This is a genomic window from Kitasatospora sp. NPDC001119, assembly GCF_053598475.1.
On the sequence record NZ_JBSFKI010000003.1, the window covers coordinates 23,658 to 49,018 of the forward strand.

At 73.3% G+C, this 25,361-nt stretch carries 22 protein-coding genes; 17 read left to right on the forward strand and 5 right to left on the reverse strand.

The features are described from left to right. Window positions 1–11: 11 nt before the first annotated feature. Genes ACWDD9_RS04355 through ACWDD9_RS04375 form a run of 5 tightly spaced genes read left to right on the forward strand, consistent with a single transcriptional unit; the run spans window position 12 to window position 5,210 of the window. Window positions 12–1,031, forward strand: a complete 1,020-nt coding sequence (locus tag ACWDD9_RS04355; protein ID WP_375877123.1) for a decaprenyl-phosphate phosphoribosyltransferase — start codon at window positions 12–14, stop codon at window positions 1,029–1,031. Next, window positions 1,025–2,188, forward strand: coding sequence for an endonuclease/exonuclease/phosphatase family protein (locus ACWDD9_RS04360; protein WP_449810757.1), 1,164 nt, complete (start codon window positions 1,025–1,027; stop codon window positions 2,186–2,188). The genes ACWDD9_RS04355 and ACWDD9_RS04360 overlap by 7 nt, the downstream gene beginning before the upstream one ends. Beyond that, complete coding sequence (locus tag ACWDD9_RS04365; RefSeq protein ID WP_449810758.1) at window positions 2,181–3,221, forward strand: glycosyltransferase family 2 protein; 1,041 nt, start codon at window positions 2,181–2,183, stop codon at window positions 3,219–3,221. Before ACWDD9_RS04360 ends, ACWDD9_RS04365 begins: the two co-directional genes overlap by 8 nt. After that, window positions 3,218–4,276 carry a lysylphosphatidylglycerol synthase transmembrane domain-containing protein gene (locus tag ACWDD9_RS04370; protein ID WP_449810759.1) on the forward strand — a complete coding sequence of 353 codons (1,059 nt, stop codon included), beginning with the start codon at window positions 3,218–3,220 and terminating at the stop codon, window positions 4,274–4,276. The genes ACWDD9_RS04365 and ACWDD9_RS04370 overlap by 4 nt, the downstream gene beginning before the upstream one ends. Then, window positions 4,251–5,210 (forward strand): aldo/keto reductase, encoded by a 960-nt coding sequence (locus ACWDD9_RS04375; RefSeq protein WP_449810760.1) that lies wholly within the window; start codon window positions 4,251–4,253, stop codon window positions 5,208–5,210. The genes ACWDD9_RS04370 and ACWDD9_RS04375 overlap by 26 nt, the downstream gene beginning before the upstream one ends. 64 nt (window positions 5,211–5,274) lie before the next feature. Here the strand turns inward: ACWDD9_RS04375 and ACWDD9_RS04380 are convergent, their stop codons facing one another. The 3 genes from ACWDD9_RS04380 to ACWDD9_RS04390 all read right to left on the reverse strand — a co-directional run bounded on the left by ACWDD9_RS04380 (window position 5,275) and on the right by ACWDD9_RS04390 (window position 9,113). Continuing rightward, window positions 5,275–6,252 (reverse strand): LuxR C-terminal-related transcriptional regulator, encoded by a 978-nt coding sequence (locus ACWDD9_RS04380; RefSeq protein ID WP_449810761.1) that lies wholly within the window; start codon window positions 6,250–6,252, stop codon window positions 5,275–5,277. Window positions 6,253–6,433: 181 nt separating this feature from the next. Further along, window positions 6,434–7,135 carry a YoaK family protein gene (locus ACWDD9_RS04385; protein WP_449810762.1) on the reverse strand — a complete coding sequence of 234 codons (702 nt, stop codon included), beginning with the start codon at window positions 7,133–7,135 and terminating at the stop codon, window positions 6,434–6,436. Window positions 7,136–7,232: 97 nt separating this feature from the next. Beyond that, on the reverse strand, window positions 7,233–9,113 hold the full coding sequence (locus ACWDD9_RS04390; RefSeq protein ID WP_449810886.1) for an amidohydrolase: 1,881 nt from the start codon (window positions 9,111–9,113) through the stop codon (window positions 7,233–7,235). A gap of 476 nt (window positions 9,114–9,589) precedes the next feature. On the opposite strand from ACWDD9_RS04390, the gene ACWDD9_RS04395 reads away from it, so the two are divergent. The 3 genes from ACWDD9_RS04395 to ACWDD9_RS04405 all read left to right on the forward strand — a co-directional run bounded on the left by ACWDD9_RS04395 (window position 9,590) and on the right by ACWDD9_RS04405 (window position 11,711). Further along, a complete protein-coding gene (locus ACWDD9_RS04395; protein ID WP_449810763.1) occupies window positions 9,590–10,252 on the forward strand; it encodes a hydrolase in 663 nt (220 codons plus the stop codon). A gap of 29 nt (window positions 10,253–10,281) precedes the next feature. Continuing rightward, window positions 10,282–10,764: a DoxX family protein gene (locus ACWDD9_RS04400; protein ID WP_380462156.1), complete on the forward strand. Its 483-nt coding sequence runs from the start codon at window positions 10,282–10,284 to the stop codon at window positions 10,762–10,764. A gap of 182 nt (window positions 10,765–10,946) precedes the next feature. Next, window positions 10,947–11,711 carry a GPR1/FUN34/YaaH family transporter gene (locus ACWDD9_RS04405; protein WP_449810764.1) on the forward strand — a complete coding sequence of 255 codons (765 nt, stop codon included), beginning with the start codon at window positions 10,947–10,949 and terminating at the stop codon, window positions 11,709–11,711. A gap of 222 nt (window positions 11,712–11,933) precedes the next feature. On the opposite strand, the gene ACWDD9_RS04410 is transcribed toward ACWDD9_RS04405, so the two are convergent. Beyond that, window positions 11,934–12,488 (reverse strand): Dps family protein, encoded by a 555-nt coding sequence (locus ACWDD9_RS04410; protein WP_388045117.1) that lies wholly within the window; start codon window positions 12,486–12,488, stop codon window positions 11,934–11,936. Between the two features lie 250 nt (window positions 12,489–12,738). Here ACWDD9_RS04410 and ACWDD9_RS04415 point away from each other — a divergent pair, with 250 nt between their 5' ends. Continuing rightward, window positions 12,739–13,575: an alpha/beta fold hydrolase gene (locus ACWDD9_RS04415; RefSeq protein WP_388045116.1), complete on the forward strand. Its 837-nt coding sequence runs from the start codon at window positions 12,739–12,741 to the stop codon at window positions 13,573–13,575. A gap of 281 nt (window positions 13,576–13,856) precedes the next feature. On the opposite strand, the gene ACWDD9_RS04420 is transcribed toward ACWDD9_RS04415, so the two are convergent. Continuing rightward, the gene (locus ACWDD9_RS04420) at window positions 13,857–14,720 is read right to left on the reverse strand and encodes a helix-turn-helix domain-containing protein (protein ID WP_449810765.1); all 864 of its coding nucleotides are present in this window, start codon (window positions 14,718–14,720) and stop codon (window positions 13,857–13,859) included. Between the two features lie 644 nt (window positions 14,721–15,364). Here ACWDD9_RS04420 and ACWDD9_RS04425 point away from each other — a divergent pair. The 8 genes from ACWDD9_RS04425 (at window position 15,365) to ACWDD9_RS04460 (ending at window position 25,354) form a co-directional block, all read left to right on the forward strand. Then, window positions 15,365–15,823 (forward strand): SsgA family sporulation/cell division regulator, encoded by a 459-nt coding sequence (locus tag ACWDD9_RS04425; RefSeq protein ID WP_388045114.1) that lies wholly within the window; start codon window positions 15,365–15,367, stop codon window positions 15,821–15,823. A gap of 139 nt (window positions 15,824–15,962) precedes the next feature. After that, window positions 15,963–18,713, forward strand: a complete 2,751-nt coding sequence (locus ACWDD9_RS04430; RefSeq protein WP_449810766.1) for a helix-turn-helix transcriptional regulator — start codon at window positions 15,963–15,965, stop codon at window positions 18,711–18,713. A gap of 418 nt (window positions 18,714–19,131) precedes the next feature. Next, window positions 19,132–19,869 (forward strand): alpha/beta fold hydrolase, encoded by a 738-nt coding sequence (locus ACWDD9_RS04435; protein WP_449810767.1) that lies wholly within the window; start codon window positions 19,132–19,134, stop codon window positions 19,867–19,869. Between the two features lie 63 nt (window positions 19,870–19,932). Further along, entirely contained in the window at window positions 19,933–21,186 is a 1,254-nt protein-coding gene (locus tag ACWDD9_RS04440) for a sugar ABC transporter substrate-binding protein (RefSeq protein ID WP_449810768.1), read from the forward strand. Then, a complete protein-coding gene (locus ACWDD9_RS04445; RefSeq protein ID WP_449810769.1) occupies window positions 21,158–22,081 on the forward strand; it encodes a carbohydrate ABC transporter permease in 924 nt (307 codons plus the stop codon). The genes ACWDD9_RS04440 and ACWDD9_RS04445 overlap by 29 nt, the downstream gene beginning before the upstream one ends. Window positions 22,082–22,100: 19 nt before the next feature. Next, the gene (locus tag ACWDD9_RS04450; RefSeq protein ID WP_449810770.1) at window positions 22,101–22,919 is read left to right on the forward strand and encodes a carbohydrate ABC transporter permease; all 819 of its coding nucleotides are present in this window, start codon (window positions 22,101–22,103) and stop codon (window positions 22,917–22,919) included. Between the two features lie 119 nt (window positions 22,920–23,038). Beyond that, on the forward strand, window positions 23,039–23,995 hold the full coding sequence (locus tag ACWDD9_RS04455) for a helix-turn-helix domain-containing protein (protein ID WP_449810771.1): 957 nt from the start codon (window positions 23,039–23,041) through the stop codon (window positions 23,993–23,995). A gap of 432 nt (window positions 23,996–24,427) precedes the next feature. Then, window positions 24,428–25,354 (forward strand): ribosome-inactivating family protein, encoded by a 927-nt coding sequence (locus tag ACWDD9_RS04460; protein WP_449810772.1) that lies wholly within the window; start codon window positions 24,428–24,430, stop codon window positions 25,352–25,354. Window positions 25,355–25,361 lie beyond the last annotated feature (7 nt).

A 25,361-nucleotide genomic window follows, 5' to 3' on the forward strand; every position in this document is an offset into this window, starting at 1 on the left:
AGGGAACGGAAGTGAGTACTGCGAGCGAGTACCGAAAGGGCCTCGTCGGCCCGCCGGTGCATCCGCCCGACGGGGCCACCGGCCCCCCGCCCGCCGACCTGCCCGAGGAGCCCGGCGGGTCCGGGCTGCCCGGGGAGCCCCGGCGCGGCTCGCTGGTGCGCGGCCTGCTCCGGCTGGTCAGACCGTTCCAGTGGCCGAAGAACGCGGTCGTCCTGGTACTGCCCCTGCTGGCGTCCGGCGCCTCGCCGTGGCCGGCCGTCGCCGACGCCCTGCCCGTCCTGGTCCTGTTCGTCCTCGCGTCCTCGGCCACCTACGTCGTCAACGACCTCGCCGACCGGGAGCGGGACCGCCGCCACCCGGTCAAACGCCACCGCCCGATCGCCTCCGGGGCCGTCCCGGTCCCGGTCGCCATCGTGCTCGGCGCCGTCCTCTACCTCGCCCTGCTGGCCGGCTCGGCGGCCGCGGGGGCCGCCGCCGTCCCCGTGCTCGTCTACGCGGTCACCAACATCCTGTACAGCTTCGTCCTCAAGCACGTCTCGGTGGTCGACGTCTTCGTCATCGCCACCGGCTTCGTGCTGCGGGTCTGCGCCGGCGCGATGGCGGCCTCCGTCCCGATCTCCTCCTGGTTCCTGCTCTGCGTCTTCTCGGTCTGCATCCTGCTCGGCTTCGGCAAGCGCCGGCACGAGCTGACCTCGGTACAGGGCGGGCCCTCGGAGCTGCACCGGCCGGCCCTGCGCGCCTACTCCGTCCCGTTCCTGAACAGCATGGTCACCTTCGCCGCCTCGGTGACCGTGCTCGCCTACGTGTCCTTCCTGCAGAGCGACGCCGCGGCCGGCGGCATGCGCCAGCTGCGGATCCTGCTCTCCACCCCGCTGGCGGTCTTCGCGATCGCCCGCTACCTGCAGATCCTGCTGGTCAGCGAGGGCGGCGGCGAACCGACCCGGACCCTCTTCACGGACCGGACCATGCTCGCCGTCGGCGGACTGTGGCTGACCGGCTTCGGACTCCTGCTGGCGGTGCAGTCATGGTGACGGCCCCTCAGCCCGGGCGCTTCGCGCTCCCCCGGCCCCGGCGGTCCTGGTTCCTCGCCGACCGGGCCGCCACCTGGCCGGTCCGGCTGCTGGCCGCGGTGAGCGCCGGGTGGCTGCTGTTCTGCGCGCTCCAGGAGGCCCTGACCGGCCGGGCCTGGTTCTGGGTCGTCCCCGGGGCCGCCCCGCCCCCGGTCCTGCTCGGCGTCCCGCTGCTGGTGCTGCTGGCCGCGCTCGCCGTCCGGCTGCGCCGCGGCCGCGGCCGGGTGCGCTGGCCCGCCGTCATGGGCGTGCTCTCGCTCACCGTCGGGCTGGACCAGTCGGGACTGACGCTGGCCGCGGCGACGGCCGACCGGACGGTGCCGCCCGGCGCGATCCACGTCGTCGCGCAGAACACCGAGTACTGGGGCTCCGACGTGGACCCGGACCGGTTCTACGCCTACCTCAAGGCCCAGAACGCCGACGTGTACCTGCTCCAGGAGTACCTGCACTGGGACGACGCGGCCGGCGCCGACGGCGCCCGCGAGGTGGACGACACCGCCCGGCTGAAGCGCGAGTTCCCGGGCTACCAGGTGGTCACCCGGGGCGAGTTGGTGACCCTCTCCCGGTTCCCCGTGGTGGCGCAGCCGCCGGTCGGCCCGGACCAGGAGCTGCGGGCGCGCGGGGAGGGCGACTGGTCGCGCGTCTTCGCCGGGGCCAAGGTGCTGCGCACCGACCTCGCGGTCAACGGCTCGGTGATGTCCTTCTACAACGTCCACATGCTCGTGCCGGTCGCCTACGGGATGCCCCCGCAGGACTTCCCGGCCGACGTGCACCGCCGGCAGCGGGAGCGCCGGCAGCAGTTCGACGGGCTGGTCCGGGACGTCCGGGCCAACCCCGACCCCCTGTTCATCGCCGGCGACTTCAACACCAACGCCGGCATGGGCGACCTCAACGAGCTGCGCGGCCTCACCCAGGACGCGGCGGACGCGGGCGACACGGTCCTGCCGATGTCCTGGGACGCCGGCAGCTGGCACGACTGGTGGCGCTTCGACTGGGCGTTCACCGCACACGGCTCCCGGACCCACCGCTACTCGCTGAGCAGCCCCGAGGGCACATCCGACCATCTCCGCCAGGACGCCTGGATCACCGGGCCCGCAACGGGAGGCACACATGGCTGATCCGGAGGCACACATGACCGGTCCGGAGGCACCCACGGCCGACGCACGGCCCACCGTGTCGGTGATCATCCCCAACTACAACTACGAGAAGACCATCGCGGCGGTCGTCGAGTCCGCCCTCGCGCAGACCTACCCCGTGCACGAGGTGCTCGTCGTCGACGACGGCAGCTCCGACCGCTCCCCGGAGATCGTCCGGCGCTACCCCGTCCGGCTGATCACCCAGCGCAACGGCGGGGTGTCCGTCGCCCGCAACCGCGGGGCCGCCGAGAGCACCGGGGAGATCCTGTTCTTCCTGGACTCCGACATCGCGCTGGACCCGGACGCGGTCGCGAACGCCGTGGCCCTGCTGGCGGAGCAGCCCGACCTCGGCTGCGTCCACGGGGTGGTCGGCAAGCGGGCACTGTTCGACGACGGCCCGGTCGAGCGCTACCGCGTCCTGCACGAGTACTGGTGGCGCCGGCGCGCCACCGGCCGGGTGCGCACCGTCTTCTTCGCCATGTGCGCCATCCGGCGGGAGGTGTACGAGGAGATCGGCCCGCTGGACGAGACCCTGCGCGAGTCGGAGGACGTGGAGTACAGCGAGCGGCTGGCGGCGAAGTACCCGATCCTGCTGACCGAGCGCATCACCGGCCGGCACGACGACGTGGAGCGGCTGGGCGCGCTGCTCGGCGAGCAGTACCGGCGCTCGCAGCTGCTGGTGGCGTTCGCCGGCGCCCACCGCTTCAGCCCCGGGGCGCTCAAGGCGAACCGGATGCCGGGCGTGCTGGCCACCGCCGCCACCTGGGGGAGCCTGCCGCTGCTGCTGCTCACGCCCAAGGCGGCCGTCCTCCCGGCCCTGGGCGTGGCCTGGTTCGCGGTGGCGGACCCGGGGCTGGCCCAGTTCGTGGTGCGCGACCAGGGGCTGCGGTACTACCCGGTGTTCGTCGGCTACCACTTCCTGCTGCACACCGCGCTGGTGGCGGGCGTCGCCCGGGGCGCGGTGCGGGCGCTCACCGAACGCGGCTTCCGGCGGCCGCGGCACCCGGCGTCATGACGGACGGTGTCACGAAGGACGGCCTCACGAAAGACGGTGTTACAGCGGACGCGTCCGGGGGCGGTCCGGCCGGCCCGCCGCAGGGCCGGCGGCGGCTGCTGACCGCCGTCCTGCTGGTGGCCGGCGTCGCGGGCCTGGTCGCGGTGGCCCGTAACGACGCCTGGAGCCTGGTGACCAGGATGGCGGACGGCTGGTCCCTGGCCCTGCTGGCGCTGTCCGTGCTGACGAACGTCGGCGGGCTACTGCTCGGCCTGCTGTCCTGGCGGGCCGTCCTGGACGACCTGGGGCCGCCCGTCGGGCTGTTCGGCAGCGCCCGGATCTTCTTCTGCGGGCTGCTCGGCAAGTTCCTCCCGACCCCGGTCTTCGGGCTGCTCGCGCACATCCAGCTGGGCGCCGAGTACGGGGCCACGGCCGGACGGATGGTCACCACCTACGTGGTCAGCCTGGGCATCACCATGCTGACCGCCTGCCTCGCCGCGCTCGGCATCGCGCCCGCCGTGCTCGGCGGCAACACCTGGTGGCTGGCCCTGCCGGTCCTGGTGCTGCTCTGCTTCGTGGTCCGTCCGGGCCTGATCGGCGCGGCAGTGGAGCACGGCGCCCGACTTTTCCGCCGACCGCCGCCGTCCGGGCGCAACTCGCCCCGCGCGGTGCGGGTTTCGCTCGCCCTTGCCCTGCTGTCCTGGTTCTCGGCCGGCCTGCACCTGTGGCTGATCGTGGTCGCCCTGGGCGGGCCGCCCGGCCGCTCGCTGGCGGCCTGCGTCGGGGGGTTCGCGCTCGCCACCGTCGCGGGCACGCTGACGATCGTCCTCCCGGACGGCCTGGGCGCCCGGGAGATGGTCCTGGTGCTGTCGCTGTCGACGGTCGTGCCGGTCTCCACGGCCGGCGCGGCCGCGATCGTCTCCCGGCTGGTCTGCACAGTGGCCGAACTGGGCACCGCCGGGGTAATGATTCTGGTGACCAGGTCGCGGCGGGGCACTGCCCCGGCCGCGCCCGGCGACACCACTGCCGATCCCCCTGGAGGGAAGACTGATGCGGTACCGCAGCCTCGGAGTTGACGGCCAGTCGGCCAGCGTTCTCTGTCTCGGCGCGATGACCTTCGGCACCACCGTCGACGAGGAGACCGCGACGGCGATCCTCGACCGGTTCACGGAAGCCGGCGGGACGTTCATCGACACCTCGAACAACTACGCCTTCTGGGCGCCCGGCGCGAACGGCTACGAGAGCGAGGAACTGCTCGGCCGCTGGACGGCCCGCCGCGGCAACCGCGACGACCTGGTGCTCGCCACCAAGCTCGGCGCCCGCCCGGTGCCCGGACTGCCCTTCCCCGAGCACATCGAGGGCCTGTCCGCCCGCGCGGTGCGGGAGGCGGCGGAGGGCAGCCTGCGCCGCCTCGGCACCGACCGGCTGGACCTGTACTACGCGCACGTGGCCGACCCGGCCGTACCGGTCGAGGAGACCATGGGCGCCTTCGCCGGGCTGGTCGCCGACGGCAAGGTCACCGCCCTCGGGTGCAGCAACCACAGCGCCGCCCAGCTGGCCGACGCCAACGACCTTGCCGCCGACCGGGGTTGGCCCGGCTACCGGTGCGTCCAGCAGCGCCACAGCTACCTGCGGCCGAGGCCCGACGCGGACTTCGGCGTCCAGAAGCACGCCGACGAGGCCCTGCTCTCGTACCTCGCGGCGCGGCCCTCGATGGCGCTGCTCGCCTACTCCCCGCTGCTCGGCGGCTCGTACTGCCGCCCGGACCGCCCGCTGCGCGCGGAGTACGAGCGGCCGGAGACGAAGGCCCGGCTGGCCGTACTGGCGGAGGTGGCCGAGGAGACCGGCGCCACCGTCAACCAGGTGGTGCTGGCCTGGCTGATCGGCCACCCCGTCCCGACCGTCCCGGTGGTCGGCGCCAGCTCCGTCGCCCAACTGGAGGAGAGCCTGGGCGCGTTGGACCTCGTCCTCGACGAGGAGCAGCGCCGACGGCTGGACACCGCGGCCTGACCGGACCTCCCTCCAGCCGTCGGGGCCTGTCGTGCGGGACAGGCCCCGGCCCCGTGCCCGTCGGTCAGAGCCAGCCCTCCTTCGCGGCGCGCACCCCCGCCTCGAACCGGCTGCGCGCGCCCAGCCGGTTCATCAGCTGGGAGCTCATCCGGCGCACCGTGCGCAGCGACAGCCCGAGCCGCCGGGAGGCCACCTCGTCAGTGCAGCCGATGCTCAGCAGGAGCAGCAACTCCCGTTCCTGGGGCGTCAGATCGTGCTCGTTGCGGCGCGGGTCCTGGCCGAACGGCGTGCCCGCCGCCCAGAACTCCTCGAACAGCAGGGCCAGCGCGCTCACCACCCCCGGGGTCCGGACCTCCAGCGCGCCCGCGCGGCCGTCCTGCGGGTCGATCGGCACCAGCGCGGTCTCCCGGTCCACCACCACCAGCAGCAGCGGCAGGAAGGGCACCGTGCAGGCCTGCCCGCCGAGCCGGGTGAACCAGCGGACGTACTCCAGCGTCGCCGGGTCGTTGCGGAAGCTCTCCTGGTAGACGCTCCTGATCCGCACCCCGCGTTCCAGCGCCTGCCGGTCCAGCGGCTCGCTGGCGTCCATGGTGTCCGGCAGCTGGGCACCGCCAGGCAGCAGGGACAGGCACTCGCGCTCGGCGGTGGAGGCCAGGTCCTCCAGCCGCTTGCGGACCATGTCCAGCCCCTCCAGCCGGTGGATGACCTCGTACCGCGAGGCCCGGTTGGCGTTGAACCGGGCGCTCAGCGCCGTCACCGCCTGCTCGGCGGACTCGATCTGCCGCTGGCGCCGGCTGAGGTCGGCGGTCGCCCGCGAGAGCAGGAACCCGAACCCGATGTCCGGGTTGAACGGCACCGCGTCCCGGCAGCCGTCCTCCAGGTTCACCAGGTCCAGCTCGGCCAACCGGTTCAACGCGACCCGCACCCGTTCCTCACTCCACCCCAACCGCTCGGCCATGTCGACGACCCGGAACCCCGGCTCCTCCACGATCAGCCGGTACACCGCCTCCGCCGACGGTTCGATGCCCAGCACCTCAAGCACAGCAGATACCCCCGTATGGTCCCGCTCGTCACCACAGGGAGGCTAAGCCAGTCGGCCGACTAGGTCTATACCAATATTTCTCGGATGCCGACCGCCCCGCCCCGGGAACCCGGCCACCGCCCCACGCCCCCGAGGAGCACCCCTCAGGGGCGTGGACACGGCCGCCCGTGGGTTCACGGCGTCAGTCGCGGTGGACCAGCAGGGTGCCGCCGGCGAGGACGGCGCTGGCGACCAGCGCCCAGGCGGTCTGTCCGTGCAGGACGAGGACGGCTCCGGGGGCGGCGCCGGCGAGCATGGTGACGACGGAGAGGATCTTCCTGCGCTGGCGGGCGGCGGCGCCCCCGGCGAGGCGGGAATCGGCGGCCAGACCGGTCAGGGTGAGGGTCAGCACGGTGGTGGTGAGGTCCGGCACGCCGAGGCTGCGGACGGTGCCGTTGCGGATGCCCATCGCCAGGGCGAGCAGGGCGATCACGACGTACTGCGCGGGCCCGTCCGTGCCCCGGACGAAGACGACCGCGGCGGCGGCGCCGTAGAGCGCGGCTTCCAGGGCGAAGACCGTGCCCAGCCGGGCAGCGCGCCGGGGTCCGGGAGGCCGGGCGGCGAGCCGACCGGCCAGGAGGGCGCCGAGGAGGAAGGCGGCGAGGGAGGTCAGGGAACCGGTCACGGAGAAGCCGGGCGCTCCGGCGAGGGCGAAGGCGATGACGACGACGTTGCCGGTCATGTTCGCCGTGAAGACGTGGCCGAGGCCGAGGTAGCTGACGGCGTCGATGAGGCCGCTGACCAGGGTGAGGCCGAAGAGGGCCAGGGCGAGCGGGTGGCGGTCGTGGATCTGTGGTCCGGGTGGTGGGGTGGTGGTGCGGGAATCGGCTGCGGGCGTGGTCACGACGGCTCCTCGGTCCGGCGGGGGGATGACGGGCGGGAAATGCGGCCGGGGGCACCGCCGCGCTCCGGCGGTGCCCCCGGGCTGGTCCGGCTCCCGATCAGAAGAAGCAGGGGTCCAACGGCACCTGCGCCTGTCCGGGCAGCGCGAGACCGCGCGCCGCGCGCCAGGCGTGCTGCTCGCCGGAGGCGGCCACGGCCTCCAGCACGTCTTCGGCCTGGCGGACCCCGGCGGCCAGGCCGGGGGCGGGGGTGGCGTGGTATCCGCCGAAGCGGGTGACCGGGCTCCAGGAGGGCGTCACCGCGGGCAGGTCGGGGGCCAGGCCCTGGTGTTCCGCGGTGGCGTGGACGATCCGCCCGCCGACGACGGTGAGGACGGACTCGATGTGCGGGATGTCGGCCTCGGGCACGGTGAAGTAGTCGGCGCTGAGCAGCGCGAGGTCGGCGTAGCTCCCCACCGTCAGACGGCCCTTGACCTCTTCCTCACCGGTGAGGCGGGCCCCGCCGAGGGTGTAGAGCTCCAGGGCCTGTTCGCGGCTGAGCCGGTTGTGCTCGGCCGCGAGGCGCCGCCCGGAGACGGCACGGCCGGAGACCAGCCAGTGCAGGGAGACCCAGGGGTTGTAGGAGGAGACCCGGGTGGCGTCGGTGCCCGCGGCGACGGTGAGGCCGCGGTCCAGCATGGCCCGCAGTGGCGGCGCCTCGGCGGCGGCGGGGGCGCCGTACCGGGAGACGAAGGCCTCGCCCTGGAAGGAGAGGCGGTTCTGCACCGAGATCGCGCCGCCCAGGGCCGCGATCCGGTCGAGGCTGTCCGGGCTGACGGTCTCCGCGTGGTCGAAGAGCCAGCGGCCGCCCTGCGGGAAGAGGCCCTCGGCGGCGAGCTTCTCGAAGACCGCGAGGTCGCGGCGGATGGTCTCGTCGTAGGTGGCGTGCAGCCGGAAGCCCCAGCCGTGCTCCGTCAGCAGCCGGACTGCCTTCTCGAACTCCGTCTCGTAGGAGCCGAGTTGCGGCCTGGGTTCGGTGAAGTTCTCGAAGTCGGCGGCGGCCCAGGTGAGGTTCTCCCCCGCGCCGTTGAGGCGCAGCCAGGCGTCACCCTCCCCCGGGCGCACGGTGTTGACCCAGCGGGTGAGGTCGTCCAGCTCCTGCCCGGCGGTCTGCGGGAAGAGGTGGTAGGCGATGCGCAGGCTCAGTTCGCCCCGACGGGCGAGTTCCATGACGGTGCCGTAGTTCTCGGGGAAGCTCTGGAAGCCGCCGGCGGCGTCGATCGCGGAGGTGAGGCCGAAGCGGTTCAGCTCGCGCAGGAAGTGCCGGGTGGAGCCGATCCGGTCGGCCTCGTCCAGCGTCGGGGCCTTGGCCAGGGTGGAGTAGAGCAGCAGGGCGCCCGGGGCGGCGATCAACAGGCCGGTCGGTTCGCCGTCGTGGCCGCGCACGATCTGGCCGCCGGTCGGGTCGGGGGTGTCCCGGGTGAAGCCCGCGGCGCGCAGCGCGGCACGGTTGAGCAGCGCCGACTGGTAGAGGTGCAGCACGAAGACGGGGGTGTCGGGTGCCGCCGCGTTGAGCTCCTCCAGGGTGGGCAGCCGACGCTCGGCGAACTGGTCCGCGGACCATCCGCCGACCACCCGCACCCACTGGCCGGGCGGGGTGCGCTCGGCCTGCAGTCGGAGCATGGCGAGCGCCTCGCGCAGCGTCGGGACGCCGTCCCAGCGCAGCTCCAGCACGTAGTTGAGGCCGCCGCGGATGACGTGCAGGTGCGCGTCGTTGAGGCCGGGGACGGCCCGACGGCCGAGCGCGTCGACCACCCGGGTACCGGGGCCGACCAGCGGAGCGACGTCCGCGTCGTCGCCGACCGCCTGGATCAGTCCGTCCCGGACGGCCACGGCGGTGGCCTGCGGGCGGCGCGGGTCGTTGGTGTGCACCTTGGCGTTGCGCACGACGAGGTCGGCGGGCCGCTCGGGAGCACCGGGGCGGATTCCGGCGACGGGCATGGTGGACAAGGGAGGTCCCTTCGTTGGGTGGTGTTCGGTGGTGGGGGTCGCGGGTGTGCGCGGGGTCAGTGGAGTCCGAGCGCGGAGGGAGACACTGCCGGGCGCTCGCGCTCGGTCGGCGCCCGCCCCGCGGTGGGGTCGACGGTCACATCGCCGACGCCGAACATCCCGAACTGCATGGGCTGCCGCCTTTCCGCTGGCTGCTCGCGGCCCGACGGGGCCACCCGGCGAAACCTAGGCAGCCGGCGGTGCGCGAAGGACTTCCGCAGCGCATGACCAGTGGCCCCGCAGCGCACTGAGGCGCTCGACCGACCCACCCCGGACCGTCGTGCGTTGTCAGGACAGTCCCGGGCGCACAGCGGGCAGAACACCGGGGGCGGCCCGCACTAGCGTCGTCGGACGAGGCACCCCGGCGATCCGGGACGATCGTCTGACGCGGTGTCAATTAATCGAGTTCCCAAGGAAAGAGAAGACCAATGGTCGACTTCGCCAACGTCCACGCCGCCCCGAGCCCGGACCTGCTGACCCCCGACAACGCGATGATGCTGTTCGTCGACCACCAGCCGCAGATGTTCTTCGGCACCGGCAGCGGTGACCGCACCGCGATCATCAACGCCACGGTCGGCCTGGCGAAGGCCGCGAAGATCTTCGGCGTTCCGACGGTGCTGTCCACCGTCGCCGCCGAGTCCTTCTCCGGCCCGATCCTCCCGCAGCTCAAGGCGGTGTTCCCCGACCAGGAGATCATCGACCGCACCAGCATGAACGCCTGGGAGGACGAGGCCCTGGTCGAGGCGGTCAAGGCCACCGGCCGCACCAAGATCATCCTGTCCGGCCTGTGGACCGAGGTCTGCCTCGTCCTGCCGGCCCTCTCCGCGCTGGACCAGGGCTACGAGGTCTACGTCGTCGCCGACGCCTCCGGCGGCGTCAGCCCGCTGGCCCACGAGCACGCCCTGCAGCGGATGACCGCCGCCGGCGCCGTGCCCGTCACCTGGATCCAGGTCCTGCTGGAGCTCCAGCGCGACTGGGCCCGCGCCGAGACGTACGTCCCGGTGACCGAGCTGGTCATGGAGCACGGCGGGGCCTACGGCCTGGGCCTGGTCTACGCCCACTCCATGATCGACCCGCACGCCGCCGGCTGACGGACCGCACCGAACCAACGGAGTCCGACATGAACACCGGCCTTCTCCTGCTGCGCCTGGTCGCCGGCCTGCTGATCGCGGGCCACGGCGTCCAGAAGATCAGCTTCCACCTCGGTGGCGGCGGCCTGGAGGGCGGCAGCGCCGAGTTCCGGGGCGACGGCTTCCGCGGCGGCAAGCTCACCGCGCTGTCCGCCGGCGGCACCCAGATCGGGGCCGGACTGATGCTGGCCGCCGGTCTGCTCACCCCGCTGGCCGGCGCGGGCCTCATGGGCGTGATGACAGTCGCCCTGACGGTCAAGTGGCCGCACGGGCTGTGGGTGCAGCACGACGGGTACGAGTTCCCGTTCGTCCTGATCGTCATCGGCGCGGCGCTGACCGCGACCGGCCCCGGCCAGTGGTCGGTCGACGGCGCCCTCGGCCTGGCGCACTGGCCGCTGTGGTGGCTGCCCGCGGCCGTGGTCGCCGGGGTGGGCGGCGGCCTGGCCACCCGGCTCGCCCTGCACCGCGCCTGAGGCGGACGCGACCGAGCGATCCCGGGCCCCTGGCGGCGCAACCGCCCAGGGGCCCGGGACCGCTCGTACACCGACGCGCGGCTGAGGCGGACGTCGCAGCCGAAGTCACAGAGCAAAACGGGCGACCGCCGAGGCGGTGGTCGCCCCGAGGACACGAAGTACCGAGAGCAAGGAGCGAAATCATGGTGGTGGCGTCGAGAGAGGACGAGCGGGTGCGCGAACCGGACCCGAGGGTGGCCGGGATCGAGACGCCCACGGGCACGGAGACGGTGGCCGGCACCGGAGCCGAGCCGGACGCACACGCGATGACACGGATCACCCTGCGGCCCATCGCCTCGCCGATGCCCCTGGGCTTCTTCACGGTGGCCATCTCCTCCGTCGTGACCAGCAGCCTGCAGCTCGGTCTGATCGACGGTGCGAACCGGCAGGCCGTGGCGCTCACGGTCTTCTCCGCCTTCGTGCTCCAACTCCTGGTCAGCATCCTCGCGTTCGGCGCGCGTGACGTCATCGCGGCGACGCTGATGGGCGGATTCGCCGGCGCCTGGCTGGCCAACGGCCTGGTCACGTCGACGGACGCCCACGGCGGGGCGCAGGTGCTCGGCGTGATGAACCTGGTGTTCACGGTCTTCGCCGCGCTGATGGCATCGGTCGCCAAGCCGAAGAAGGTGCTGTGGCTGCTCCTGCTGATCGCCGTGCCGCGCTACTTCGTCGCCGGCGTCTACGGCCTCTCGGGCGCGGCCTGGCTGGGCCACGCCGCCGGGGCACTCGGCATGCTCCTCGCGGCGGTCGCGATGTACGCCGCCTACGCCCTGATGCTGGAGGAGCTTCGCGGCCGGGAGGCCCTGTGGATCGGACGCAGCGGTCCCGTGCGGGACGCCATGCACGCGGGACTGGCCGACCAGCTGAACCGGCTGGAACAGCAGGCGGGTGTGCGCCGGACCCTGTAGCCGGCGGCCCGTCCGACCGCCCGGATCCGCCGGCGGAACGCGATTCGGCTGTGCTCGTACCCGGTCCTCGGGTACGAGCACAGCCGAATCGCGTTTCGTCCACGGCCCGCGGAGTCCGCGACCCCGGAGCCGGTGGACGGCATGGAAAAGTGCCGGGCCCGCCGACGAGCGGACCCGGCACTGAGCGGGCCGGGCCCGCCGACGAACGGTCCCGGCCCGCGGTCACGCCCCGGTCTCGGGGGTGACGACCAGGTGCTCGGCGAGGAACCAGACCTGGGTCTCGCCGGTGCGGATGATCTGGGAGACCAGGAGGTCCTGGGTGCCGTCGTCCCCGAGCCCCGCCGTGCGGGTGGCGGCGTCGCGGACGTCTGCGAGGATGGTCTCGTGGGCGTCGAGCAGGCGCGAGAGCATCGAGTGCACGTCCTCCGCGCCGTCCGGCGGGCGCGGCACCCCGGTGATCAGCGCGGCGTGCCGGGGGTCGCCCACGGCGACGCCGCCGAGCGTCTGCACCCGTTCGGCGAGCGCGTCGACCAGCTCCAGCTGCTCCCGGGCGTGCTTGTCGAAGAGCAGGTGCAGCTGGTAGGCGGTCGGCCCGCGCATGCCCCAGTGGCACTTCTTGTACAGCGAGTACAGGAACTGGGTGTCCGCGAGGACGCGGTTGAGCCGCTGGCACGAGTACTGCCGGGCGTCGTGGGAGAGCGCGATCGGCAACTGGGTGACGGTGCCGAACTCCTGGATCTCCGCCGCGTGTTGGTGGAGGTGTGGCTGGCTGCTCATGGTGCTCCTGGGAATGGCCGGATGGTTCGGGGATCAGGCTAGGAACGCGCGGGCCCTCGGCCTGTCCCGACGGCGCACCGCCTGCGTTCCTTCCGCGCACCCGCAAAGGATTCGGGCCGGTGCGAATCGCCCGGCGCACCCGGAGCGCTCTCGGGCGACACCGGGTGCTCTCCGAGGCAACCGGCCGGTGACAGCCGCCCCTAGCGTGAGCCCCATCGCAGCCATCCGCTGACCGAGAGATAGGAAAACCATGCCGTTCATCACCGTTGGCCAGGAGAACTCCGCCTCCATCGACCTCTACTACGAGGACCACGGCACCGGGCAGCCGGTCGTCCTGATCCACGGCTTCCCGCTGAGCGGACACTCCTGGGAGCGGCAGAGCGCCGAACTGCTGGCCGCCGGCTACCGGGTCGTCACGTACGACCGGCGCGGCTTCGGCCAGTCCTCGCAGCCGACCACCGGCTACGACTACGACACCTTCGCCGCCGACCTCAACACCGTGCTGGAGACCCTCGACCTGCGGGACGCCGTGCTGGTCGGCTTCTCGATGGGCACCGGCGAGGTCGCCCGCTACGTGTCCACCTACGGTTCGGCCCGCATCGCCAAGGTCGCCTTCCTGGCCTCCCTGGAGCCGTTCCTGCTGAAGACCGACGACAACCCGGACGGCGCCGCCACGAAGGACTTCTTCGACGGCGTCGTCGCCGCCGTGAAGGCCGACCGGTACGCCTACTACACCGCCTTCTACCAGGACTTCTACAACCTGGACGAGAACCTCGGCAGCCGGATCAGCGAGGAGGCCGTCCGCAACAGCTGGGACGTCGCGGCGAGCGGCGGTTCTTTCGCCGCCTCGGCCGCCCCGACCACCTGGTACACGGACTTCCGCGCCGACATCCCGCGCATCGACGTCCCCGCCCTGATCCTGCACGGCACCGGCGACCGCATCCTGCCGGTGGAGAACACGGCCCGGCCGTTCCACCGCGCGCTGCCCTCCGCCGAGTACGTGGAGATCGAGGGCGCGCCGCACGGCCTGCTCTGGACCCACGCCGAGGAGGTCAACACCGCGCTGCTCGCCTTCCTCGCGAAGTGACCCGGACGGCCGCCCTCCCCCGGCCGCGGCCGTCCGCCCCGTCGTCGGTACCGCCGTCGCCGGTCCCAGGCCCGGCCGGCGACGGCGGTACCGACCACTGACCCGCGCCCGGCGCCCGTTTCCCACGGGCGCCGGGCGCGCACCATGTCGCGATGGTCCGGTTCCCGGGCGGCCACGTCGCGGAGACCCACACCGACCGCTGACCCCCGTACCGTGCCCGGCGCCGCACCGCCCGTCCTCACCAGGACCGGCGGTGCGGCGCCATGTGCACGGTGTCGCGATCAGGAGGCGTGGTGGCCGCCCCCGGCCCCGGTGGCGTAGGCCTGCCACTCACGGGGCGAGATTCCGAAGGCCTCGCGGAACGCCCGGCTGAAGTGGGAGTGGCTGACGAAGCCCCAGCGGTGCGCGACGGCGGACACACTGGCCTGCCGACGGGACGGGCGCCCCAGCTCCCGACGGCAGGCGTCCAGCCGGCGCCGTCGCACCCACTGACCCACGGTCATCCCGTCCTGCTGGAAGAGCTTGTGGAGGTAGCGCACCGAGATGTGCTGCGAGCGGGCGATCGATCCGGGCGAGAGGTTCGGGTCGGCGAGGTTCTGCTCGATGTGGACGCGGATCCGGGACAGCAGCTCGGCCGGGCCGTTGGGGTGTTCCGGGTCCTCCCGGTCGAGCAGCTCGGTCACCAGGATGGCGACGATGTCGGAGGCGCTGAGCGCGAGGTGGTGGTCCGGCCGGGCCCGGTGGGCCCGCGTCCGGGTGGCCAGGGTGTGGAGGAACCGGGACGCGAGCGAACCGATCCCCTCGTTCCCCCGCGCCATCAGCCCGCCCGCGCGCCGGACGTCGCTCTGGCGGACGCCCAGGTAGAAGCAGGGGACGCGGAAGCGGACCATCCGGCAATCGGAGTCCCGCAACAGGCCCGCCGGGTGCGGGGTGGCGCTGATCAGCAGGTCCCCCGGAGCCAGCACGGTGCTGGCATCGCCGCGTCGGACGGAGGCCGCGCCGTGGACGTGCAGGGCGACGTAGAGGCAGTCCTCGGGATCGGTCCCGGGCGGCGGGGAGAGGATGTCGATGCAGCCGTTGCCGCCACCGCGGGCGGCCTGATCGAGCAGGTGGGTTTCGGCTTCGGGCGCCGGGGTTTCGAGCATGGGCGAGGGACCCGACTGGTTCACGGGGGACTCCGACCGGTTGGAAGTGGTGCTGTGCGAATGCCGGCGAGGGCGGCTCGCCGCACGATGGGGCGGCGGCGCCGGGCAACGGGGCGCTCAGGAGGGGACGTTCTTCTGACGCCATTCATACAAGGAGCGGAACGACTGGACAAACATTCAACAAACCGGGCTTCCAGCGGCTCCGGCGACCCGGACGGCGCCCATCCCGAGCGGCGTCCGCTCCTCCGCGAAGGCCTTGACGGTGCCTCGGACTGAACGCCAAAGAGCTTGCTGGGCAACGAAGTTCGGCCACCGGCAGCGGCCCGGCGGCGATCGGTGGAACCGCCTGACCGCACCGCTCCCCTCCAACGGGCACGGCCACGACGAACCCGCTTCCCGGCCGTCGGACGGCCGGGAAGGTGCACGGGCCGTCACGTCGCCGTGCACCACCGGAACATCCCCGCCGACCCCCTTTCCTAGCCTGAACGGCGGATCCGCCACCCCGGGTCCACGGCGGCTCCGGGGCCCGGGGCCGGACCACTGCGCCGCCCCACCCGGTCCCGCCCCACCTCTCGCGCACCGGCGCGGGCACCCGCCCCGGCACCCGCGCCGACACCGACACCGACACCGCCCCAGGAGAACCCATGCCTGCCCACCAGTCGCTGCCCGGCTCCTCCCAGCCCCGCCCGGAGGCCGCCTGCACCGAGGTCCTCCTCGACGCCCGACTCGTCCTGGGCGAGCACCAGTCCCTCGACGTCCCCGTGCGCCTGGGCTACCGCAGCGACGACCCGATCGCCGTCGCGCTCGAGTTCCTCGGACCGGCCGCCGAGGCGGGCGTCTGGCTGTTCTCCCGCGACCTCCTCTGGGAGGGACTGCAGCGGCCGGCCGGCCACGGCGACGTCCGGATCTGGCCCCCCTGCACCTGCCACGGCCGGGCGGCCCTGCGCGTCATGCTCCGCAACGGCGACGAGGTCGTCCTGATCGACCTCCCGTCCCGTCAGGTGCGGCGCTGGCTCCGCCGGGAGACCTTCGCCCTCGTCCCCCCGGGCACCGAGGCCGACGCGATCGACTGGGACGCCGTGCTGCCCGGCCGCACCGGCTGAGGGTCCCGCTGCCGCCACCTGCGGCGCAGCGGCCGACCGCCACCGCGTACCCTCTGGTAGCGCCTGGGGCAGAAGCTCGGGACGACGGCACGGCCGGAACCCGACTCCGGTCGGCGTGGGTGGACGGGAAGAAGCTCGAATGGCAGGGTCAGGCGGTCCGCTGTCCCATCGCGGTCTGCGCGGCCGCGAGGCCGAGCTCGCACGGCTCCAGGCGCTGGTCACCTCGGTGGCCGGCACCGGCAGTGGCGGACTGGCCCTGATCCAGGGGGAACCGGGCATCGGCAAGACCACCCTGCTCGCCGAGGCCGTCTCCCGGGCCGCCGCGGCGGGGTTCTCCGTGGGCCTCGGCAAGGCCGACGAGCTGCACCACATCGTGCCGTTCTCGTCGTTGGCGGCCAGCATCCTGCAGGGCGACCGGCCGCTGCTGTCCGGCGACGACCTCGCCGATCTCGCCCGCAACCACGACCAGCGGATCTGGCTCGTGGAGCGCCTGGCGGAGGCGATCGAGGCCCGGGCCGCCGACGCCCCGGTGCTGATCGGTCTGGACGACGTGCAGTGGGCCGACGCACTGAGCCGGTTCGCCCTCCAGCAGTTGCCGGCCCGCCTGCGGACCTCGCCGGTCCTGTGGATGCTGACCGGGCGCCGCGAGCCCGCGGGCCCGGCGGAGGAGATCGTGGCGGCGGCCGCCGCCGGCGACCTTCCGACGGTCACGGTGTCCCTGGGCCCGCTGTCCGGCGCGGCCATCGGCCAACTGACCGACGACACGCTCGGGCCGGCGGTCGACCCGTGGGTGCGGGACCTGCTCGACGGCGCCGGCGGCAACCCGTTCCTGGCGGTCGAGATGCTGGCCGGACTGCGGGCCGCCGACGCCGCGCAGGACGTCGTACCCTCCCGGCTCGTGGTCGGCGTGCGCGGCAGGCTCCGGTCCCTGCGGCCCGAGACGCTGTGCTTCCTCCAGATGGGCGCGGTGCTGGGCCGCCGGTTCGGCTTCGACGACGCCGCCGTGCTCTGCGACCGCCCGGCCGCCGCCCTGCTCCCGGCGCTCGAGGAGGCGGTGCGCGCCGAGCTCCTGGACGACGACGGCGACCACCTGGTCTTCCGGCACGATCTGCTGCGCCAGGCGGTCTACGCCGACATCCCGCCGTCGGTCCGCAAGGCCCTGCACCGCGAGGCCGCCCACCGCCTGGTCGCCGCGGGCCGACAGCCGGCCGACGCCGTGCCGCACATCCTCCGGGGCGCCGTGCCCGGGGACGAGGAGGCCGTGGCGCTGCTGCGGCGAGCGGCCGACGACGTGCTGGCGGTCACCCCCGGCCCGGCGGCCGACCTGATGCTGCGCGCCCTCGAACTGACGCCGGCGGCAGGGGCGTTGAAGTTCGAGGTGGGCGAGCAGACGATCCTGTGCCTGACCCGGGCCGGCCGCGACCGCGAGGCGCTGGAGACCGGTGACCGGCTGTTGGCCGACCGGCCGCCACTGGAGACCTTCGGCCGGCTCCAGTCCGCCCTGGGAGGGGCGCTGTGGACCATGGACCTCGCCGACGAGCTGCGCCGCCGGGCCGAGGCCGCGCTCGCCGCCGGCGGCTCCGCCCCGGAGATCTGCGCACGGCTGGCCGCCCTGCGCGCCCTGGCCCTGTCCCGGGGCCGCGACCTGGCCGCGGCACGGGAGGCCGGCGAGACCGCGCTGCGCACCGCCACCGAGATCGGCGACCGGGAGGCCCACGTACTGGCCCTGTCGGGGCTGGGCGAGATCGCGCTGAACGCGGGGGAGAACACCGTCGCGCTGGAGCGCTTCGCCGCGCTGAGCGCCATCGACTCCGCCTTCCTCCCCGAGGAGGTCGTCGCACACGTGCACATGGACGACTTCGCCTCCGCCGAGCGCCTGCTCCTGCGGGCGGCCGACCGGGGCGGTGCCGTGCGTCAGGCCATGCTGCTGTGGGCCCAGGGCCAGCACGACCTGGGGCTCGGCCGGCTCGACGACGCCGAGGCCGGCTTCGTGACCATGGAGCGTCTGGAGGACGAGGTTCGGGTGCCCGTCCAGCAGCTGAACGGCCGGGTGATCCGCTCCCGGATCGCCCTGCTGCGCGGCGACCGGGAGGCGGCCGGGGAACACCTGCTCGCCGCCCGGGAGCACCTGGCCGTCAAGCCGAACCCGGGCAACACGGCCGCGGTGCGCTTCCTGGAGGCCGTCCACGCCGAGGCCGACGGGGACGTCGCACTCGCCGTCGACCGGATCCGCCGGGTGCAGGAGCAGGGACCCTTCATGCGGTGGCGGCTGCTGCGCGACTGGGTCGACGCCGCGGTCCGGATGTCCCTTCGCGGCGGGGATCACCGGCTCGCCGACGACCTGGCCGCGCAGGCCGAGGCCCACGCCGGACGCAACCCGTCCGTGCCCACCGCCACCGGCGTCGCGGCACAGGCCCGCGGGCTCGTACGGAACGACCCGGCCGTACTCGAACGCGCCGTGGACCTGCTCGGGGCGAGCCCCCGCCCGCTGACCCGGGCCGCCGCCCACGCCGATCTCGGCCGGGCCCTCCTTGCCGCGGGGCGACGACGCCGGGCGGTGGCCGCGCTGGCGCAGGCGCGGGACGCGTTCGCCGAGTCGGGCGCCCACGCCGCGGCGGCGCAGGTCCGACGCGTCCTGGAGGGCGACGGGGCCGACACCCGCCGGACGGCGACCGTGCGGCGCCCCGTCCAGGGCTGGGGTGCCCTCACGGCCTCGGAGGAGAAGGTCGCCCGCCTCGTCGCCCAGGGCCACACCAACAGGTCGGCCGCCGACGTGCTGGTGGTGTCCCCGCACACCGTCAACACCCATCTGACGTCCGTGTTCCGCAAGCTCTCGATCGGCTCCCGGGTCCAGCTCGCCAACCTGGTCGCGTCCCTCCCCGAGGCCTGAGGGGCATCAGGTGGGTCACGGACAGCGGGGGCGGCGTCGCGGCGGGAGCCGGTGGGCCGCCCCGGGCGCCGTCGCGGCCCCTGGAGACGGGGCCGGGGTCGGCGGGGCGGAGCTGAGTCGTTTCGGCACGGTCTTCTCGGCGTCTCCGGAGTAGTGGTCGCTCAGGTCACTCGCGGCACGAGGCTAGAGCCGCCCCGCCGCCGGGTTCGTCCGACCGCGCACCGCCGTTCGCCCGAGAGCGCACAGGCCGTCCCGGTCGTCGCCCGGGATCGTCGAGCAGCCCGCGCTCGGCCGCCGGACGGTCCGCCAGGGCTCGGCACGCCTCCTTGGTACGTTCACGCGATGCCCCGCCACGGCCGGACCGGCTTGGCTGGGACTCCCCCTGTCCCGCTCCGCCGCCCAGTCGAAGGCCATCGGCATGCACAGACCCACCCCCGTTCCACCGACCGTCGTCCTGGTGCACGGGGCGTTCACCGACGCCTCGACCTGGTCGGAGGTCATCGGGCCGCTGCGCGCCGCCGGTCTGACGGTGCACGCCCCCGCCAACCCGCTGCGCGGCCTGGCGCAGGACGCCGCGTGCGTCCGGAGCCTGCTGCGCCGGCTCGGCACCCCCGTCGTCCTGGTCGGCCACGGGTACGGCGGCGCGGTCATCACCCAGGCGGCCGACGACTCCGACCAGGTGGTGGCCCTGTGCTACGCCGCCGCGTTCGGCCTCGACGCCGGCGAGTGCGTGCTGGACATCACCGACCGCTTCGCCCCCTCCCCGCTGGCCGACGCGACCGTCACCACCACCCTCCCCTCCGGGGCCGGCAGCGAGGTGTCCATCCACCCGGAACGGTTCCGGCAGCTGTACGCCGACGACCTGTCACCCGCGGCCGGGCAGGCGCTCGCCGCGGCACAACGCCCGATGGCCTGCGGCGCGCTGACCGACAGGTCGGGCTCGCCGGCCTGGGCGGACAAGCCGTCCTGGTACGCCATCGCGACCGCCGACCGGATGCTCAACCCTGCCGCCCAGCGCTTCATGGCCCAACGCATGGCGGCCACCGAGTACGTGCTGGACGCCTCGCACGCCCTCCCGCTCTCGCGGCCCGACGCCGTGGCGGCGATGATCCGGGAGGCCACCGGGCACGCCACGGGTACTCCGGGGGGTGTTTAATGTTCGTTCGAACGGAGGAGTCCGATCGGACCCCGCCCCCGAGTACCCGGCAAAGGCACCAACATGATCTCACCGGCCAGATCGTCGGCCCGGCGGATCGCCGCCCTCCTGACCGGGCTCCTCCTCCTGGTGCCGGCCGCCACCGGGTGCGGTCGCGCCACCGGCTCCGGGCAAGCCGGGGGCGAGGTCACCGCCATCACCGCGCTCGACTACTACACCGACCGGACCGAGCACGCCCAGTGGGGCGACCTGCTCACCGCGTGCGGGCGAACGGTCGGGGTCCGGGTCGAGCAGACGAGCGTCCCGGGGGCGTCCCTGATCCCCAAGGTCCTGCAGCAGGCGTCCTCGCGGACCCTCCCCGACCTGCTGATGCTCGACAACCCCGACCTGCAGCAGATCGCCCGGGCCGGCGCGCTGACCCCGCTGGACGGCTACGGCATCGACGCCGACGGCTTCGCCCCGGGCATCGCGTCCGCGGGCAGCTACCAGGGCAGGCTGTACGGGCTGGCCCCCAACGTCAGCACCGTCGCCCTGATCTACAACAAGGACATGCTCGCCGAGGCCGGCCTCGCCGTCCCGCGGACCTGGGACGAACTGAAGGCCGCCGCGGCCGCGCTGACCCGTCCCGGGCGCTACGGCATGGCGGTCGACGCGAACGCCACCTTCGAGGGCACCTGGCAGTTCCTGCCCTTCCTGTGGTCCAACGGCGGTGACGAACGGCGGTTGGACACCCCCCAGGCCGCGCAGGCGCTCCAGCTCTGGGTCGACCTGGTGAAGAGCGGGTCCATGTCGAAGTCGGTGCTGAACTGGACCCAGGCCGACGTCCACGACCAGTTCATCGCCGGACGGACGGCCATGATGATCAACGGCCCGTGGCGCGTCCCCGCCCTGGAACAGGATGCGGACCTGCACTGGGGAGTGGCACCCGTACCCGTCCCCCGTCCGGGGCAGACCCTGGTCACCCCGCTCGGCGGCGAGGTGTGGACGGTGCCGCAGAACCCCTCCAAGGCCCGGCAGGAGAAGGCCGCCCAGGTCCTCGCCTGCCTGAACTCCCCCTCGAACATGCTCACCGTGGCCCGGGACCACCACACCGTGCCCTCCCGCACCGCGGTGGCCGCCCGGCACGCCGAGGAGAACCCGTCGGTGGCCGCCTTCGCCCAGAGCGTGACGACGGCACGCTCCCGTACCAGCGAGCTCGGCGTCGAGTGGCCCAGGGCGGCGACGGGGATCTACACCGCGATCCAGTCCGCGCTGACGGGCGAACAGACACCGGAGGAAGCCCTCCGCCATGCGCAGCAGACCGCCGCGGGCCGCTGACCCGTCGCCGGTACGGCGCGGGGAGCGATGGACCCGGTGGCTGTTCATCGCGCCCGCCGCGGCGTACCTGCTGCTGTTCTTCGGCTACCCGATCGTCGACAACGTCGTGACGGGCTTCCAGCAGTACACCGTCACGAGCTTCTACACCGGTGACGCCCCGTTCACGGGCCTGCGGAACTACGCGGCGGTCCTCTCCTCCTCCGCCTTCCCCCGGACCCTGCTGACCACGGCCGTGTTCACGGCGGGCTCGGTCCTGGGGCAGTTCGCCCTCGGCCTGGCCCTCGCCCTGTTCTTCCGGCGCCGCTTCCCGCTCGGCGGCGTGCTGCGCTCACTCCTGCTCCTGCCGTGGCTGCTGCCGCTGGTCGCCTCCGGAACCGTCTGGAAGTGGATGCTCGACCCCGACACCGGAGTCGTCAACGCGGTGCTGCGCGGCCTCCACCTCACGTCGTCCGGCGTCCCCTGGCTCACCGGCACCTCCCAGGCGCTGCTGTCGGTGGTCCTGGTCAACATCTGGGTCGGCGTCCCCTTCAACACCGCGATCCTGTACGGCGGTCTCCAGGACATCCCCCCGCACCTGTACGAGGCGGCGAGGCTGGACGGCGCCGGTCCGGTGGCCTCGTTCCGCCACATCACCTGGCCGCTGCTGCGGCCGGTGGTCCGCGTGGTGCTCGTGCTGGGCGTCGTCTACACCGTCAAGGCGCTGGACGTCATCCTGGTGGTCACGGGCGGCGGGCCGGCCGGCGCCACCGAGACCATCGCCACCCAGGCCTACGAACTGTCCTTCCGGCAGTTCGACTTCGGGCGCGGCGCGGCGATGGGCAACCTGCTCATCGTCCTCTCGCTGGCGTTCGCCGTCCTCCACCTGCGCGCCGACCGTCGCGCCCGGACCGTCTGACCGCCGGAGAGTCGCTCCCGTGAAACGCCCACCCGGCCGTGGCGGCCCGCTGTCCACCCTCGTCGGGATCGTCCTGCTCGCGCTGATGCTGTTCCCCGTCTACTGGATGGTGAACGCCTCCCTCCAGCCGGCCGGCAACACCCTGCGCGGAGGTTGGTTCCCGCTCCACCCGGACCTCGGCGGATACGCCACCGCGCTGCGCGACCAGGGGCGCAACCTCGTCACCAGCCTCACGGTGGCCCTCGGCAGCGCGCTGCTCAGCCTGCTGCTCGCCGCACCGGCGGCCCACGCGCTGGCCCGGTTCCGCCTGCGCGGCACCAGGGTCGTGCTCCTGGGCGTCCTGACCACCCAGGCGGTGCCGGGCATCGTGGTGGCCAACGCGCTCTACGGCGCCTACAACGACCTGGGGCTCCTGAACTCCCGCCTCGGGCTGGTCCTCGCCGACTCCACCGCCGGCGTCCCCTTCGCGATCCTTGTCCTGCACTCGTTCATGCGGAGCATCCCCGAGGAGGTCATCGACGCCGCGCGGGTGGACGGCGCCGGCCGACTGCGCGTCTTCCGTTCCGTGGTGCTGCCGTTGAGCCGGAACGCGCTGATCACGGCCGGCGTCTTCACCTTCCTCCTCGCCTGGAGCGACTTCCTCTTCGCCCTCACCCTGACCACCACGGACACCGTCCGGCCGATCACCCTGGGCGTCTACCAGTACCTCGGCGCCCACACCGACCGCTGGAACGCCGTCATGGCCACCGCCGTCCTGGCCTCCGTGCCCGCCGCCGTCCTGCTCGTCGCCGCCCAGCGCCACGTCACCGGCGCCGCCACCGGTGCGGCCGAGAAGTGAGGCCACCCCCGATCTACTAGGTTCACGCGATGTCCCGCCCCGGGCCCGCTGGCATGGTGGTCGGGACGGCGCAGCGGTGGACGGGGCCACCGGTGGCCGACCGACCCGAGAGGAACCCGGTGCCCGCATCTCTCTCCACCGCGCGACTGTCCGCCTCCGACCGGGCGGAGAGCTGGCACGAGGCGGTGTCCCACGCCTTCGTGCCGATGGCCGTGGACCTCCTGGAGGAGGTTCCGTCGCCCGGGGCGATCGTCGGCCACCAACTCGGCCCGATCCGGATACTGCGGGTCCAGGCGGGGCCGCAGGTGGTGACGCGCACCCGGCGCATGCTCGCCGACGACGGTCCCCCGTCGCTGATCCTCAGCCTGCAGGAGCGCGGCAGGGCACTCAAGGAGCAGGACGGCAGGGAGTCCGTCATCCGGCCGGGCGAGTTCTCCTTCACCGACACCTCCCGGGTCTTCCGCAAGAAGATCGAGGAGGGGTTCGTCTTCACCTCCTTCCACTTCCCCCGCGCGGAACTGGACGTCTCGGAACGGGACCTACGGGCACTGACCGCCACCTCCTTCAGCGGCGCCGAGGGCAGCGCCGCCCTGGTCGCCACCTACCTCTCCCGGATGGCGCGCGAGGCGCGGGTCCTGGACGAGGCCGTCGGCCGCCGGGCCGCGACCACCGCACTCGACCTGCTGGCCCTCCTCGTCGACGACCGCTCCGTCCGCTCCCGCCGACAGGCCCCGCGGAGTACGGCCTCCCTGGAACGGGTCAAGGACCACATCCTGCGCAACCTCCACGACCCGGACCTCCGCCCGTCCACCATCGCGGAGGCCACCTTCATGTCGGTCCGGTTCCTCCACAAGCTCTTCCACCTCGAAGGCACCACGGTCAGCAGCTGGATCCGCGCCCAACGCCTGGAGCGCTGCAGCCGCGACCTCCTCCGCCCGGTCGCCGCGGAACTCGGCATCGCGGGCATCGCCCGCCGCTGGGGCTTCGCCAACTCCAGCCACTTCAGCCGCGCCTTCCGCGCCGCCTACGGCATGCCCCCCAGGGACTGGCAGCTCGGCAACAACCCGGCACGGTGACCCCCCGCCGGCCGCTCCACCGGGCTTGCCCGTCAGTGCCCATCACTGTGCCGACTCTGCACCTCTCCGGAGGCCCGATGCCGAACGCGCGCGTTCGGGCGTGGGTGTTCTCTCCGAACGACGGACCCGGACTTCCGCCCCACCTCTTTCACGTCGAAAGTCCTTGACTATACGTCATATATCTTTTACACCAAGCGAGTTGACGGCCGAAGCGCCGCGCCGTGGCGCTCCCCCGCATCCCCGCCGTCGACCCGGCCGGACGCCCGGCCCGTCCGGCCGAAGGCCGCCCGTACGGGCCGATCGACCCGCCCCGGGCGCGCCCCGCCGCGTGGCACAGTGCTGTCCGGAAGAAGAACCGCGGCGCCCGAACGGCGCCGCTCCCGGACCGGACGGACCGTCAGTCCGTGGGTCCGGCAAGCGAGAGAGAAGACGATGAAGAGGCACACCACCGTCCGCGCACGGCTCCGTTCGGTCCTCCTGGCAGGCGTGGGCCTGAGCATGGCGCTCACCGGCGTGCTCGGCGCGGCCGGAACCGCCGAGGCCCGCACCGAGTGGCGCCACATGTCCCACGTGTGGTTCGACCTGTCGGACAGCCCCAGCGACAACGAGCGGATGCGGTACTCCAACTTCCTGGGCAGCCTGCGGGCGGCGGTGGCGGGTTACAACGTGCAGGAGACCCAGCTCGAGGACGTCGGTCTCGTCCAGGTCTCGCTGAGCGCACTCGACGACCACGACCAGCGCCACCGCACCGACATCTGGATCAACCCCTCCAACCTCTACGTGTGGGGCTTCTCCAACGAGCACGGCGACACCTACCAGTTCGGCGACCTCAACGGCGCCCTGCAGGCTCGGATCTCGGAGACCACCGCCCCGGCGCCGCCGGTCAGCCACAACGTCCAGACCCTGAACTTCGGCTCGAACTACAACTCGCTGGCCGGGGCGGCCAACCGGAACCGGGAGAACACGCCCATCAGCTGGCGCGACGTGCGGGGCTCCATCCTGCAGCTGGCGATCGTGACCAACCCTTGGGAACAGCGCCAGGCGACCGCCCGGTCACTGAGCCTGATGATCCAGACCCTGTCCGAGGCCGCCCGGTTCAACGACGTCGAGGGCACCTTCCGCGCGGCGATGACCGACTGGAGCGTGCGGACCCTGCCGATCCAGCAGCAGGCGTTGGAGAACAACTGGGACGCCCTGTCCCGCTTCTACACCCGTGTCTCGTCGGGTCAGAACGCGACCGCGGTCGAGGTTCCGACCGTCGGATGGGTCGACAACCTCGGCACCCTGCGCCGGTACGTGCAGATGACCATGGGCGGCCCCCACACCGACAACGGGGACTGGAACCACGACGAACTCTGACGGGCCC